This is a genomic window from Treponema sp. C6A8 (genome assembly GCF_000619925.1).
In the GTDB taxonomy this organism is placed as follows: domain Bacteria; phylum Spirochaetota; class Spirochaetia; order Treponematales; family Treponemataceae; genus Treponema_D.
In genome coordinates, this window is sequence record NZ_JHVB01000016.1 from 30,938 (window position 1) to 46,222 (window position 15,285).

Sequence of the window (15,285 nt, forward strand, 5' to 3'; positions counted from 1 at the left end):
CTCCTGTCATCGAATGACAGTTTATTTTTTCTGTCATCGTCGGGCTTGACCCGACGATCTTATTCACACTTGAATACAAATGGCTGGAATTCCCGGCCAGTTTCATGGAAGAACTTTGAAAAGAACTCATAGTACTGCAATCGGATAACCTGAATTGCTACAATCATTCCTTCCAAAACTATGATGATGGCGTTTCCTACAATTAAAATTGCAAGTCCGCCAGCCCCGCCGCAAAGCTCTGTCAAAGTTAAAATCAAAAAGTCCAAAACAGCGTGAGAAAGTGCAAAGGCACCAACACGCACAAAGCTTACGGTATTAGAAAGATATCCCGAAATTACTTCAATTAATTCTACAACGCCGCTGATAAGGTAAGTGCCGAATCCGTTTTCCAGAAGAGGACTTTCGTGGCGCATTGCCCTTTCAAAAGGTGAAGCAAAGGCTGCAAAGAAAAGCGTAATTCCTATTATAATCCAGTCGTAAGCCGCAATTGCGTGATGGAAGGCTGCAATTCTTACAACCATAATTACCACATACCAGAAGAAAAGGGCGCCCGCAAGTCCGTTTTTGCCGAAAAGGGCTTCATCGTAGCGTTTTAAGAGTATGTTGTTGATGATGTTCAAAAGCAAACCGATTGTATTGATTACAAAACCGATTGCAACCGCAACTCCAAAGACGCTGAACATGGCAATAATTGATGACGGGTCGCTTGAAGGCATCATTTTTATGATAGGCGCATGAGGCGTTCCGAAAAGGCCAGTTACCCACATGGCAAAAGGTTCCAGAAGTTTTTCATCAGAGAAGAACTCGCCGGTAAGGAGACCCATAATTGTACTTGTAATACCGATTGCCATAAAAATCGGGGCAAACTTATTCCAGCCGCCGACTTTTATTATCTTAAGCGCCATTAAAATACCGGCAATCAGGAAAACAAGCCCCTGTCCGCAGTCGCCGAACATAATTCCAAAGAGAATTGTAAAGAAGACTGCAACGAAAGGTGTCGGGTCAATTGTTCCGTAAAGAGGAGAGCCATAGCTGAAAATCATGCGCTCAAAACTCTTTACGAATTTTCCGTGCTCAAGCTTTACAGGAACCTGTTCCTTTCCGCTGATAACAGAAGGAACTTCCATAGGACTGTATTTTCTGATAGCGATACGGCTTTCTGTGATTTCATCAAGGTCTTTCATGTAAACCGGGAAATCAGATTCCGGAACCCAGCCTGTGATTCTGTATACAAGCTCTGTGGACTGTAAGGTTGATTCCACCTGAGTAATCTGTTTTCCGATTGCAAAATTGCCTAAAAGCCTTTTGATTATGATTTTATGAGTTTCGGCAAAATTGTTCTTTTCTTTTTCCAGCAGGGCCATCTGCTTTTCGGCTTCTTCCTTATTCTGACGGAGACCTGCAAGCATGTCTTCCGGAACACCCTTAAAATCTTCAGGGATAGTAAGAGGGGCAAATCCGTATTCTTTAAGAATTGTGTCAGTTGCAAATCGTCCTTTTTTAGAAGATGCAACAAGAATGCGTGATTTATCATCTCCAAGAGGAACTAAAACGGCATTGTTCAAAAGTGAGTCGCGTAAAGGCTCGTAATTTTCTGCAGGAATCTTTCCTAATTTCAAGCTGATAAAGGAAAGCTGTTCAAGTTCAGAGTAAGAAACTCGGAGATTTGAAAAGGCCATTGCTTCTTTGTAGGCTTCTGTTGCTTTTTCCAGGGTTTCTGAGCCGTCAGAAAGGCGCTTTTGCAGTTCATTAAAGGCGAGAATGAATTTGTTTGCTTCCTCTCTGTCCTGTTCTCCCGGCGCATTGTAATCTGAAAGGTCTGTCGGGAAGTCTGTAAAATCCAGAACCGCGCAGGCTTTTTTTATTTCGTTATAATACTGAACGTCAAAATCAAGAATTCCTTCTTCGGCAGCAGATTTTTTGTCATCAGAAAAATTTTTTCCCTGAAACTGAAACGAACCTTTTTTTCCAATATATTCGAGAACTGTATAAACATCCTGTTTTAGAACCATCAGTTCTATTAAACTCATAGCCGCTGTTTTTGCCATTCCTACCTCACTTTTTTATACCAACGGCATTCATAGCGTCCTGACTGCTTATTCCAAGTCTCAGGCTTTCTACCGCCGTTCTTATACAACTAAGTTCAAAAGATTTTACTTTAAACCATCCGATTAAGGATGAAACCGACATTGGCCGCTGGTGAAAAGCCTGCATTGCAAGCCTTGTAAACTTCAGGCGTCCCTGTTCTTCTACCCATGCCGGGTCTACATTCCAGATTTCACCAGGAGTATGAGGATTTAAGAGACTCGCATAGCGCCAGTCAGACCACTGTTCCCAGACGTCAAGCTCCTTGTCTAAAATTGCAAGGGCAGGGGCTGCAATCGGGTCTTCTTTTGTCGGGGCATCGGTTACATAAATCAGATTTTCAGCAATTTCTTCATTGCTCATCTGATAATTGATTTTCAGACGCAGTGCCCAGACAAGATTTTTCAGTATATATTCCGTGCTGAAAAGGTTTTTCAAAATGTCAAAGTCGTCGCCCTTCAGGGTATGAATTGCCCTCCAGAAGTCGTGCACGCACTGAATGTCGATTTTATATTCATTTTTCTGCTGGTCGTGAATATCAGGAACTGTATTATACCAGCTGAAAGCCGAGCCTTCCGTAATTTTTGCTATATCAGGCCAGGCGTCAAAATTAAATTCAGAAAAATCGCCTATATCAAAAAGTTCAGGGCAGTCTTTTTCTCCTACGCAGAGGGCGGCTCCCGCAGTTTTAAGATTGTTTGCATCAAAAACCTTGAGGGGAAGGCGGAGAATTTCTGCCGGCTTGTCAAACTGACTTAAAAAATAAACATACTGACTTACCAGTCTTTCAAATGATTCTGTTTCAATCTGTTTTGCCAGAAGAACTTCAGGCAGCAGGGGAGGCTGACTTCTGAATACAAGAGACCATAATTCAGAAAGCGATTTAACGTTAAATAGCAAAGAAGCCCTTTCTCCCGTAAAGGATTTTCCCAAGAGACCGCTTGCTTTTGCATAAACGTAAGAATGTGCTGCCGAATTATCCATTAAAAGTCCGCCTGTATCTTTTACTTAATCTCTTTATGCTTTTTTAAAAAATTTCTTGTCCAGAAACTTTACAAAATCTTCATAGTTCTGAGGTTTTGCTTCCAGGTAAGCCTTGAACTCATCAATGATAAGGTTGTGTTCTTCGCTTATTTTTTTTATGGAAGCTTCATAGTTGTTTTTCAGTTCTTCAATGATTTTTTCTGTTTTCTCTTTGTATTCGGCGTTGTATTTTGCCCTTGCTTCAGAAATCTTTTTTTCGGAAGTCTCCATTGCTTCAGAAATCAGGGAGTTTGCGTCCTTTTCAACTTCCAGAAGATGGTTAATCATTTTAAGTTCATCATTTTGCTCTGCCAATTTAGACTCCTAGTATTCAAGTTCAGTGAACAAATCAAAAATTTCTTTTTGAGTTTTAAGGGTGAGAATTTTTTCGTAAAATTCAGGCTTGCTTACTATATAAAGAATGTCGCGAAGAACATTCAGGTGACTTCCTGTATTTTCACGCTCAAAGACAATCTGGAAAATGACATTAACCACAGGATTGGTATTATCTGCGGATTCAAGAGGTTCAAACTCAATGCCATCGCGGCTAATGCCGACTACAATTGTCGTTTTAGAGGCACTGTCGCAAACGGCATGGGGAACTGCAACTTTTGGAAATACAGCCGTAGAACACTTGCTTTCACGCTCGGTTACTGCCTTCATGTATTCAGAACGATTCAGGCCCGGGCATTTTTTTACAAGCATTTCTGTAAGCTCTGCAAAAGCTTCTTCTTTGTCTGTGCTCTCAAGATTCAGATTTATATCTGAGGGGGTAATGTAATCTGTAAGCAAATTCCACTTCCTCAAAAAAAAATGAGTAAGCACTTAAGTGCTTACTCATTCATTATAAACCCGAAAATCGAATTTTCAAATTTAAAGTTGAAAAGTTCTGCTTTTAATTACTCAGCTTCGCTCAAAGTTGCTTCTTCTGAAGAAGCTTCTGATTTCCACCATTCAGCAGAAGTTGATTCTTCTGTTGTTGCTTCTACAGCACTTGGTTCAACCAGGTCTTTTGCAACTGAAGGCTTTTTGTTGATTAATGCCAGTCCCAAAGAAAGACCAAAGAACAAAACTACAAATACGAAAGTTGTTTTTGTAAGGATTGATGCTGAGTGAGCTCCGAATGCGGCTGTTCCGCGTCCGCCCAAAAGACCGCCCATTCCGTTTTCTCCGTCATCCTGAATAGAAACCAAAAGAACCAGAAGAAAACATACAATTACAAATGCAACTAAAAGTACAACTCCAAGAGTACCCATTTTATATCTCCAAAAAATTTTTCTTTAAAATTAAGTTTGTAAATGATAATGAAAAACGGCTTTTTAGTCAATTTGTTATCGCGCGGTTTTGGACAATGCTTCGCGACCGGAAACCATTTTTTTTCTTTCATTTAGGTTTGCCCATATATGTGTTTTTTACTATAATGCTTCCATGTATCGTTTATATGTAGAAAGAAGAGCTGGTTTTGAAAACGAAGCCCGCCGCTATTTGTCAGAAATCAACAGTTTTTTGGGAATTTCCAGTGTTACTGGAGTTCGTTATTTCAACCGTTATGATGTTGAAAATGTGAGCGATGAAGTTGCAAAAATTGCTGCAACACGCATTTTCAGCGAGCCTCAGAGTGATTTGTGTTTTACAGAAACTCTTGACCTGGCTGCGGATGAAACAGAAATTGTCTGGGAATATCTTCCTGGCCAGTACGACCAGCGTGCCGACAGCGCTGAGCAGTGTATTTCTTTGCTGCGAGCAGGTCTTACAGGCGTAAAGACTAATTCTGAACCTCCTGTAGTTCGCTGTGCAAAAATTGTTCTTTTGAAAGGCAAACTTTCTGCATCTGATGTTGAAAAAATCCAGAATTATCTTGTGAACCCGGTTGATTCACGACTTACTGACGAAACAAAGCCCGAAACCCTGAAAATGCAGCTTGAAGATCCTGCTGACATTCCTGTTGTTGAGGGCTTTATTAAATTTGATGACAAGGCTCTTGAAGACTACCGTGTAAAAATGGGTCTTGCCATGGACCATGCCGATATCAAATTCCTTCAGGATTATTTTATTGGTGAAAAACGCGATCCTACAGAAACTGAAATCCGCGTACTCGATACATACTGGTCTGACCACTGCCGTCATACTACTTTCCTGACAGAACTTAAAGACATCAAGATTGAAGATGGTCCTTATTCAGACCTCTTTAAAAAATCTCTTGAAAGTTACAACGATATGCGTTCTGAGCTTTATGCCGGCCGTACAGATAAGCCAGTCTGCTTAATGGATATGGCTGTGATTGGAATGAAGTATCTTAAAAAGCACGGAAAGCTTGAAGATATGGAAGTTTCTGAAGAAAATAATGCATGTTCTGTTTATATTGATGTTCATTATACAACTGATGAAAAAGGCGCTCCTCTTGCCGCTGATGATCCGCGCGCAACTGAACGCTGGCTTATGATGTTCAAAAACGAAACTCATAACCATCCTACAGAAATTGAACCTTTTGGTGGCGCTGCAACCTGTCTTGGTGGCGCTATCCGTGACCCTCTTTCCGGCCGTTCATGGGTTTACCAGTCAATGCGTATTACTGGTGCTTCTGACCCTACAGTTCCTCTGGCTGCAACTCTTAAAGGAAAATTGCCGCAGGTAAAAATCTGCCGCGAAGCAGCTCAGGGCTTCTCCAGCTACGGAAACCAGATTGGTCTTACAACTGGTCAGGTAGCAGAAATCTATCACCCGGGCTATGTTGCAAAACGTATGGAGCTTGGTGCCGTAATTGCTGCAGCTCCTGTTGATACAGTTATCCGCGAACGCCCAGAAGCCGGCGACATCATCATCCTTCTTGGTGGTGGTACTGGCCGCGATGGTATTGGTGGAGCAACAGGTTCTTCTAAAGTTCACACTGTAAAATCTGTTACAACTGCCGCTGCAGAAGTTCAGAAGGGTAACGCAGTAGAAGAGCGTAAGATTCAGCGCCTCTTCCGCAATAAAGAAGTAAGCCTTATGATTCGTCGCTGTAACGACTTTGGTGCCGGTGGTGTTTCTGTTGCCGTTGGTGAACTTGCTCCTGGTCTTGATATTAACCTTGATGCAGTTCCTAAAAAGTACGAAGGTTTGAATGGAACTGAGCTTGCAATTTCTGAAAGCCAGGAACGTATGGCTGTAGTTGTTCGCAAGGGTGACGTTGACCGCTTTATCAATGAAGCTAAAAAAGAAAACCTTAACGCTGTTGTTGTTGCAACAGTTACAGATACAAACCGCCTTGTAATGAAGTGGCGCGGAAATACAATCGTAAATATTGGCCGCGAATTCCTCGATGCTGCCGGTGCTCACCACGAAGCTACAGCTTTGATTGAAAGCCCTGCTGAACCAGAAAAATCACCACTTTTGAATCCTCTTGATTCAGTTTCTGAAGAATTGAACAAAGGTGTAAAGTGCGAAGGTTGTGTAAAAAATCATCTTACAGAAGCATGGCTTAAAAATATCAGTGACCTTGCCTGCTGTTCTCAGCGCGGACTTGGTGAACGCTTTGATGGTTCTATTGGTGCCAGCACTGTTTTGTTCCCTTATGGAGGAAAATATCAGAACACACCGGAAGCTGGTATGTCTGCAAAGATTCCTGTAATGACACCGCGTGAAACTTCTACTGCAAGTTTGATGACTTACGGTTTTGACCCTCGCGTTGGAAACTGGTCTCCATGGCATGGTGCAAAAACTGCCGTGCTCAGCTCACTTGCAAAAATCACTTGTATTGGTGGTAAGGCACGCACAAGCCGCCTGAGTTTCCAGGAATTCTTTGGTCGTGCTGTGAACGAAAAACGCTGGGGATACCCTGCTGCAGCTCTTCTTGGTTCTGTAAATGCTCAGATTGAATCTGGATGTGCTTCAATTGGTGGTAAAGACTCAATGTCTGGTACTTTTGAAGACATCAACGTTCCTCATACACTTGTAAGCTTTGCCGTAACTCACGATGAAGCAAAGAATGTTGTAAGCGGTGCCTTCAAAAAAGCCGGCAGCAACATTTACCTTGTAAGTGTTCCTTACTCAGATGCACTTGATCCTGATTACGAAACCTTCCTTAAAAACAGCGACCTTCTTTACGAATTGAACAAAGCTAGAAAAATCAGCGCTATGTACCCGGTTGCTGCCGGTGGTATTGCAGAAGCCCTTACGAAAATGGCAATGGGTAATATGACTGGTGCAGAAATTGATGCAAAAGCTTTGTGCTGCCTTAAAAAACTCTTTGTTCCAACTTACGGAAACATTGTTGTAGAAACAAGCGAAGCTCTTGAAAATGCAGGCTTTGCAGCAGGAACTCTTACAAAACTTGGAACTACAACTGCTGATGCAAAAATTACTGTAAAAAATGCAGAAATTGGAGGAATTACAAATTCTTCTATTGAAATTGCACTTTCTGACTGTGTTGCAGCCTGGGAAAACACATTAAAAGATGTATTCCCTCAGGTAAGCGGTGCAGAAGTTCAGCCTGAACTTCCAGAGTGGGCAAAATCAGTTCATAAATCTTTGAGCGATGTTCGCAAGGCTCCTGCATTTGTAGAAGCTAAATCACATCCAAAAGTATTGCTCCCTGTATTCCCGGGAACAAACTGTGAAATCGATATGGCACGTGCATTCAATCTTGCCGGTGCAAATACAAAGATTTTAGTTCTCCGTAACAAGAATCCAGAGATGCTTAATGAATCTCTTGAAGAACTTGCACGTGAACTTAAAGATACTCAGATTCTTGCTTTGAGTGGTGGTTTCTCTGCTGGTGATGAACCTGACGGTTCTGCAAAATTCATTGCAAACGTTCTTAAGGCTGGAAAAATCAGCGAAGAAGTAATGAATCTTCTTAAAAAGCGTGCTGGTCTTGTTCTTGGTATCTGTAACGGTTTCCAGGCACTTGTAAAAACAGGTCTTGCCGTAACTGGTGAAATCTGCGATATGACTCCTGACATGCCAACCCTTACTTACAACAGAATCGGCCGCCATATTTCCCGCATTGTTCGTACAAGAATCGTAAGTGCCGCAACTCCTTGGGCAATGCATCCAAGCGTTGTAGACGGACGTAATCATCTTATTGCAATCAGTCATGGTGAAGGCCGCTTTGTCTGTGACAATGCTACTGCCGAAAAACTCTTTAAAAACGGACAGGTATTCAGCCAGTACGTTGATGAAAAAGGTCTTCCTGCAATTACAGAGCCTGATAACCCTAACGGTTCAGCATTTGCTATTGAAGGTATTACATCTCCAGACGGTCACGTTCTTGGTAAGATGGGCCACAACGAGCGCTCAATCGGTCTTGAAAACGGCGGTGCAAGCTACGACCTCTTCAAGAACGTTGTTGGAAATCCTCTTACAAATCAGGATGAAACAACCTGCGAGAATATCTTTGCAGCTGGTGTTGCTTACTTTACAAAATAATGCAAAGGTCGTAACCGGAACTCCAACTTCCGAATGAACCGTACCTTTGCTTAACATCTGCTTTGCAGATGTTGTAGGATGATTATTAGAGGATTTTTTTATGAAAAAGAATTTTTTTAAGGCACTGGTAAAAAGCCTTTTTATGTCTTCTTTAGTTTTTGCCGCAGCGCCCGCTTTCGCTTCTGGGAATGAGGGCTTTTACCCGGATTTAGACTCTGGTCTTGCTGCGGCAAAAAAATCAGATAAAGGCGTCTTGATTTTTATCACTCAGCAGGGTGAAGACGAACTCAGCTCATCTTTTATGGAAACTGTAAAGTCGGACGAAGTTCAGAATCAGCTTGGCGATTACGTGCTTGTGGGCATGGATTTCAGTCAGGCGGCTTTTGAAAAGACTGTTGTCCGCGATATTGATACTCCAGAAAACCAGCAGGCGGCAAAAAAAGCTGCTGAAGATATGCAGAAAAACTCGCGCTTTGCGGCTTTGATTAACCCGGAATTTACTCCGGCTGTTTATCTTTTTACTGCTGAAGGCTATTACGTTAGTCACCTGGTTTTGAAGGGTGATGAAAATGCTGAAGGCTTTATTGCAGCGCTTAAGGCTGATGAATACAAGCACAAGGCTCTCCGCGACATGATTGCAAAAACTAAGACAGGAAAGCCACTGGATAAAGTTGCCGCAATTGATGAGATTTTTGAAGCAACTCAGCCTGAATACCGCTTCTTCCTGATTGATTTAGTGAATACAGCAATTTCCCTCGATAAAAAGAATAAATCTGGCCTTATGAGCAAGTACATTATCACCCGCACTGAATACGACGCAATGATCTGCTTTTATGACAACAATGCGGCTGGTGCTGTAAACGCTTATGTAAATGCGGCTAAGGAAAAGTTTTTATCTGCTGAAGAAAAACAGCAGGCTTACTACATGGCAGCGCTTGTAATGGTAAAATCAAGCGGACAGGAAAGTCTTCCAATGATTATTACTTACCTTGAAAAATCTCTGGCTGCGGCTCCAAATTCTGCTGTTGCTCCTAAAGTAAAGGAAAATCTTGATTACTTTAAGGATTATCAGGCTAAAATGAATGCGGCTGGAGCTGCTGGCGCTCAGGCAGGCGGTAAAAACTAGCCGATGAACGACCCTGCCTCGTCCAAAAAACTGATTATAATTCTCCTGGCCCTGATTGTTCTTTCCATGCTCTTTTCCATTTCGGAAAGTTCGATTCTTGGAATGAACAAGCTGCGCCTGAGAATCCTCAAAAAAAAGAAAAACAAGCGGGCTCTGAGGATTGCAAAACTTCTGGAGCACCGTGAACGCCTTATAAATTCCCTCTTAGTTTCTAACGATATTGTAAACATTCTGGTTTCTTCCATTCTTGCAACAGTTGCCCTGGGTACTTTTGGAGAAAAGGGTGTCGGTATTGCAACTCTGATTGCGACAATCCTTCTTTTGATTTTTGGTGAAATTACCCCAAAAACAATTTCTACCCGCTGTCCTGACCGAATCGCCTATTTTTTGAGCGGCTTTGTAAAGTGCGTCGTCGGGCTGATGACACCTATTGTTGCGGTTGTAACTTTTATTGCAAGAATTGCCCTGCGCCTTGGCGGTGTTAAAGTTGATTCCAAGAAAAAATCCTACACGGAAGAAGAAATCCGTACTTTTTTTGATTTGAGCGAAGAGAGCGGTATTATAGAAGAAGATGCAAACCGCTTTATGAACCAGATTTTTAAATTTTCTGACCTTGAGGCTCAGGATATTATGGTTCCCCGCACAAAAATCCATGCAGTCAGCGTTGAAACTTCCTACTCTGATATTCTGGAACTTTCCCAGCGGCTTGGTTTTACCCGCTTTCCTGTTTACAGAAAATCTATTGATGATATTGTGGGAATTATCTATTTGAAGGACCTGCTTTTTTATAAGGATAAGCCGGAAACTTTTGATATTAATGAGGTAATGAGGCCGCCTCTTTTTATTATCGGGACTAAAAAAATGTCTTCAGTTCAGACTATGCTCTTTGAAAACCGTCAGTCTATGGCGATTGTAATTGACGAATATTCGGGAACTGACGGCATTGTTACTGAAAAAGACATTGCCCGCGAGATTTTTGCCCTGCCGGGAGAAAAGAGCCTTCGCGGTAAGGTTTTTGATTACGATGCGGTTGAAAATAAATCTGACTTTACGATTAACGGGCTTGTGCTTTTGAAAAGCCTTAAATCATCACTTGGAATTGAACTTGATTCAAATATAAATGAAACAATCGGCGGCTGGATTTGCGAAAAACTGGGCCGTATTCCAACTGCCGGCGATTATGTTGCATATGAAGGCTGGATTTTTCAGGCTGTGAAGATTCAGGCGCACAGAATTGAACGCGTCCGCATTTTTAAGGGACGCAGGCGGGGTAATGATGATTAAGCATATTGTTACCGCTGTAATTCTGATTATCCTCATAAAGTGCGTAGGCTTTTTTACTTCGTCGGAGACGGCTTATCTGTCCCTGCCGCGAGTAAAGCTTAGAAGCATGCTTGAACATAAAAAGAAGAATGCAAAAATTGTAGCCCGCTTAAAATCAAATATGGACAGGCTTTTGACTGTTGTTTTGATTGGAACAAACTTTTTGAGTTCGCTGACTTCTGCCGTTGCAACAGCCCTTGCCATTGCCCTTTTGGGAAGCAAGGGAAGTGGAATTGCGCCTTTTGTAACTGCCTTCTTTATTACTACTTTTGCTCAGATTGTGCCAAAGACCGCTGCTGCCCTCAATCCTGAAAAATACTGCGGCCGTTCAGCGCCTGTCCTCTTTATCCTGCAGAAACTGATTTTTCCTCTTGTCTGGCTTTTTGAGCATATGAGCCACCTTGTAGTTGGCATTGTTGAAAAAATCATAAAGCCGGATTCTGTGGGCGTAACAGAAGAAGAACTGAAAACCCTGATTGATGTTGGTGAAACTGAAGGTACTATAGAAAAAGACGAGCGCAAGATGCTCAATAAAATAATTGAGTTTAACGACCTTACAGTAAACGATATTATGAAGCACCGCTACTTTGTAAGCATGGTTAGTGAAGATGCCAGCTACAATCAGGTGATTGCCCAGTTTGAAAAGACCCGTTTTTCTACGCTGACGGTTTATAAAGGGCTTAAGGAAAATGTAACCGGTGTCATCAATTATAAGGAAATCCTTTTTAATGAAGATGACGGCTTTGATAAGGAAGAAGCGGGCTATGCCGGCAAAATAAAGAAGGAAGTTGTCTTTATTCCGGGAACTCTGAGCGTTCTTGAAGTTTTGCAGAAGTTCCGAACTGACCAGCATAAGTTTGCTGTTGTCCTCAATGAACAGGGTTCTACAAGCGGAATCGTTACTATGGAAGATATTATCCGAACTGTATTCGGCCGCATGACTGACGAAAACTCTTACGATAATCTTCCTGCTGAAGATAAAATCAAGATGATTTCCTATAACACCTTCCTTGTGCCGGGTGACATTAAGCTTGATGAAATAAACGAATATCTGAACCTGAACCTGGAAAGCGATGACATGAACACTCTTGGCGGCTGGGTTCTGGAGAAAATCGGGCATCTGCCGTCGGTAGGTGACGTTATAAAGTTTGGGAAGACAGTATTTATTACGGAAGATATTTTGCAGCGCCGCATTGTTACGGTTAAGATAATAGTTTAAGAAGAAACTTATACGAAGTAAGGAAAAAATCTGCGCGAGGGAGAGGTTCGGGGTTCAAAAACACTTTGATTACGGAGAGCCGCGCAAGCGGCTGATATTATAGTTTCTTTACAGCAATCAACGTGTAGCGCATTATTGCGCGATTTTGAACTCCGAACCTCGACCGGAAGCAGATTTTTTTGCTTAAATTTGTAAAAATAGCTTTATCTGCTTATTGAATTCATTTTCAAAATTCTATAAACTATTATTCTACCTGTATTTATACAGGTCTAAACAAATATATTGGAGTTACAAATGGCTACCAGAAGAACACCTCGATTTAAGGAATGTAGAAGATTAGGGGTTAACGTTTGTGGAGATCCAAAAGCTTTGGACCGCGCTAACGACCCAGCATTCAAGAGCAAGAAAAAGATTTCTGACTACGGAATGCACTTAATCGAAAAGCAGAAGGTAAAGGCTTATTACGGAATTCTTGAAAGACAGCTCGTAAAATACTACGACAAAGCTTCAAGAAAGTCAGGAAAAACAGGCGAGCAGCTTCTTATTTTGCTCGAAACAAGACTTGATAATCTTGTTTACCGCATGGGCTTCGCTAATTCTATCCGTATGGCACACCAGATGGTAAGTCACGGCCACATTCTTGTTGATGGAAATTGTGTAAATATTCCGTCTTTTGAAGTAAAAGTTGGTCAGACAATTTCTTTGAAAGAAAAAGCTCGCAAAAGCTCACAGTTCAAAGATACTTTCCTTGCTGACAACAAAGCTCCACTTCCATACCTGGAACGTGATGAACAGAACTTCAGCGGAAAATTGATCAGTTTGCCAGAGCGTAAAGACATCCCTGTTCAGATTAATGATCAGATGGTTGTTGAATACTACTCTAAGTAATTCGCAATTTTCAAAGTCGAAAGAGGCTGCCCGCAAGGACAGCCTTTTTTTTTTGACTTCTGATAAATATAGGTTATAATTTTAAAAATGATGCAGGAAATATCTGTCAAAGCCTTTGCTAAGGTTAATTTCGGACTTGCTGTGCTTCCTAAAAGGAATGATGGTTTTCATTGTATTGAAAGTATTTTTCAGACGGTGGATTTGTCTGATGAACTTGTTATAAAGCGTTCTGAAAAGAAAGGATGCTTTGTTACCTGTGATTCAATGGAACTGCCTGAGGTTAATACAATAACTTCTGCCTATAAAGCACTTGGCGAAATTCTGGAATCAGAGCTTTTTGGTGTTGAGGTTTTTATAAAGAAAGGAATCCCGTCCGGTGGTGGACTGGGAGGTGGTTCGTCTGATGCGGCAGCGTTTATCAGGGGAATGGAAATACTCGGGGACTTCCGTCTTTCGGATGAAAAAAAAGATTACATAGCGGCTAAAACTGGAAGTGATGTTTTCTTTTTTATGCATTGTGATGATAAAGGAAGCGGATGTGCGCTTGTTTCTGGGCGCGGTGAGGTGGTCAAACAAATTCAGCCTCGTAAAGATTTGTGGCTGGTAATGATTTTTCCTGGCGTTCATTCTTCAACAAAGGAAGCCTATTCTTTGGTTGATGATGCGTTTGAAAAAGGTAAGAAAATAACAAGTCCTGATTTTTCTGAATATGAGTTTATTTATAATAAATCAGTTCAGGATTGGACTTTTATTAATACGTTTACACCTGTTATTTCGGATAAGTATGAAAAAATCCGAAATGCAATAGGTGCTTTGGAAAAAACTAACTGTTGCTATGCTGAAATGTCAGGTTCAGGGGCGACTGTATTTGGTGTGTTTACTTCAAAACAACAAGCTGATTTTGCATATAATTCGCTTGCTAAAACGTGGTGTTGTAAACTTGTGTCTACTATTTAGTGATGGTTAATTTGTGCGGAGGTTAGAATGCAGATTACCGAATTACGAATCAGAAAAGTTGAGGATGAAGGAAAATTACGTGCCTATGTCACGGTAACTTTTGACGATTGTTTTGTTGTACATAACGTCAAAATTATTGAAGGAAAAACAGGTTTGTTTATTGCAATGCCAAGCCGAAAAACAGCAAACGGCGAATATAAAGACGTAGCTCATCCTATCAGCCCCGAATTCAGAAACGAATTACAGGACAAAATTCTTGCCGAATTCAATGCAGGACATGTTGAAACTGGCGGCGATTCGGAGTAAAATACAAGGACTCTAAATCAGAGATTGGGCCGTCGTCAAGCGGTAAGACAAAGGCTTTTGGTGCCTTCATTCCACAGGTTCGAATCCTGTCGGCCCAGCGTTTCTAGAGATTAAAAACCATCGTAGTAAAGTTACGGTGGTTTTTACTTTTTTAAACGTTATTTAAAACGTGTAAGTCGCTGGGCCGACAGGATTCGAACCGAAGTGAGCGCCGAGCAGGTGCGAGGAAAAGGCGGCATGGAAGCCGCCGTCAGCGAGCGGAGGCGCCGCAGAGGAAGCGCACAGGAGGTGCGCGACCGTCGCGGCGAATCCGTGCTTAAAACTGTAGTTCAATCTCCCAGCTCCCGGGGCATCTGAAACTGTAAAACCGCCAGAATGCCTCTTACAATGTAAGTTCCATTTAAGCGGACGTTAGCGTCGCCTTCAATTTTAATCGCGTAGCATCCCTATAGATTATCGGGTCAAGCCCGATAATGACATGGCTTTTGTGTCGTTTACAATTGTTTTCGCGTAGCCCCTTTCCTCTGCTAGCCTTTTCTTCCCAATTGAAAGTCATCCCCCGGCGGGAGAAACGCAGGGCCTGGCCACCGCAGCGAGCTTGCGAGCGAGGAGGCTGAGCGGCAGCGAACCCGGAGTTTGAACTGAACCCAATTTTTTGGACAGTTTTTATGCTACCAGTTTTTCATTACGAACATCAACAGGTGTCCGATAATTAAGGACACCTGAATCTCTTTCATAATTAAAATAATAAATGTAATGTTCTAGTTGTTCCAGAAATATTTCAACTGAAGAAAACTTATTAAGATAAAACCATTCTGATTTCAAGGTTCCCCAGAAGTTTTCAATTACTGCATTATCAAGGCAGTTTCCTTTTCTGGACATACTTTGTACAGCGCCTTTTTTTCGCAGAAAGTTTTTGTATGAAATATGTCTATAATGCCAGCCATGA

General features: G+C 41.8%; 13 protein-coding genes and 1 tRNA gene. 8 read left to right on the plus strand and 6 right to left on the minus strand.

The genetic code is table 11. The features are described from left to right. Positions 1-59 precede the first annotated feature (59 nt). The 5 genes from T530_RS0111745 to secG all read right to left on the minus strand — a co-directional run bounded on the left by T530_RS0111745 (position 60) and on the right by secG (position 4,364). Positions 60-2,048, minus strand: a complete 1,989-nt coding sequence (locus tag T530_RS0111745; RefSeq protein WP_027729180.1) for a V-type ATP synthase subunit I — start codon at positions 2,046-2,048, stop codon at positions 60-62. A 7-nt stretch (positions 2,049-2,055) separates the two neighbouring features. Beyond that, positions 2,056-3,069, minus strand: coding sequence for a V-type ATPase subunit (locus T530_RS0111750; protein WP_027729181.1), 1,014 nt, complete (start codon positions 3,067-3,069; stop codon positions 2,056-2,058). A 33-nt stretch (positions 3,070-3,102) separates the two neighbouring features. Beyond that, complete coding sequence (locus T530_RS0111755) at positions 3,103-3,423, minus strand: hypothetical protein (protein WP_027729182.1); 321 nt, start codon at positions 3,421-3,423, stop codon at positions 3,103-3,105. A gap of 9 nt (positions 3,424-3,432) precedes the next feature. Next, the gene (locus T530_RS0111760; RefSeq protein ID WP_027729183.1) at positions 3,433-3,900 is read right to left on the minus strand and encodes a PTS sugar transporter subunit IIA; all 468 of its coding nucleotides are present in this window, start codon (positions 3,898-3,900) and stop codon (positions 3,433-3,435) included. Positions 3,901-4,007: 107 nt separating this feature from the next. After that, positions 4,008-4,364, minus strand: a complete 357-nt coding sequence (secG, locus tag T530_RS0111765) for a preprotein translocase subunit SecG (protein WP_027729184.1) — start codon at positions 4,362-4,364, stop codon at positions 4,008-4,010. A gap of 172 nt (positions 4,365-4,536) precedes the next feature. Here secG and T530_RS0111770 point away from each other — a divergent pair, with 172 nt between their 5' ends. From T530_RS0111770 to T530_RS0111805, 8 genes are all read left to right on the plus strand, one after another. After that, positions 4,537-8,517 (plus strand): phosphoribosylformylglycinamidine synthase, encoded by a 3,981-nt coding sequence (locus tag T530_RS0111770; protein WP_027729185.1) that lies wholly within the window; start codon positions 4,537-4,539, stop codon positions 8,515-8,517. Positions 8,518-8,617: 100 nt separating this feature from the next. Next, positions 8,618-9,643 carry a hypothetical protein gene (locus T530_RS0111775; protein WP_027729186.1) on the plus strand — a complete coding sequence of 342 codons (1,026 nt, stop codon included), beginning with the start codon at positions 8,618-8,620 and terminating at the stop codon, positions 9,641-9,643. A 3-nt stretch (positions 9,644-9,646) separates the two neighbouring features. Beyond that, the gene (locus T530_RS0111780) at positions 9,647-10,927 is read left to right on the plus strand and encodes a hemolysin family protein (protein WP_027729187.1); all 1,281 of its coding nucleotides are present in this window, start codon (positions 9,647-9,649) and stop codon (positions 10,925-10,927) included. Then, on the plus strand, positions 10,917-12,185 hold the full coding sequence (locus T530_RS0111785) for a hemolysin family protein (protein WP_027729188.1): 1,269 nt from the start codon (positions 10,917-10,919) through the stop codon (positions 12,183-12,185). Before T530_RS0111780 ends, T530_RS0111785 begins: the two co-directional genes overlap by 11 nt. Positions 12,186-12,479: 294 nt before the next feature. Continuing rightward, entirely contained in the window at positions 12,480-13,073 is a 594-nt protein-coding gene (gene rpsD, locus T530_RS0111790; RefSeq protein ID WP_009104019.1) for a 30S ribosomal protein S4, read from the plus strand. 87 nt (positions 13,074-13,160) lie between these two features. Beyond that, positions 13,161-14,030 carry a 4-(cytidine 5'-diphospho)-2-C-methyl-D-erythritol kinase gene (ispE, locus tag T530_RS0111795; RefSeq protein ID WP_038074638.1) on the plus strand — a complete coding sequence of 290 codons (870 nt, stop codon included), beginning with the start codon at positions 13,161-13,163 and terminating at the stop codon, positions 14,028-14,030. A gap of 27 nt (positions 14,031-14,057) precedes the next feature. Next, a complete protein-coding gene (gene spoVG, locus T530_RS0111800; protein ID WP_009104022.1) occupies positions 14,058-14,336 on the plus strand; it encodes a septation regulator SpoVG in 279 nt (92 codons plus the stop codon). Between the two features lie 25 nt (positions 14,337-14,361). Beyond that, positions 14,362-14,434: transfer RNA gene (locus tag T530_RS0111805), tRNA-Gln, on the plus strand. 568 nt (positions 14,435-15,002) lie between these two features. On the opposite strand, the gene T530_RS0111810 is transcribed toward T530_RS0111805, so the two are convergent. Next, positions 15,003-15,285: IS3 family transposase (locus T530_RS0111810; protein ID WP_038074589.1), on the minus strand; the 283-nt coding region annotated here is incomplete at its 5' end.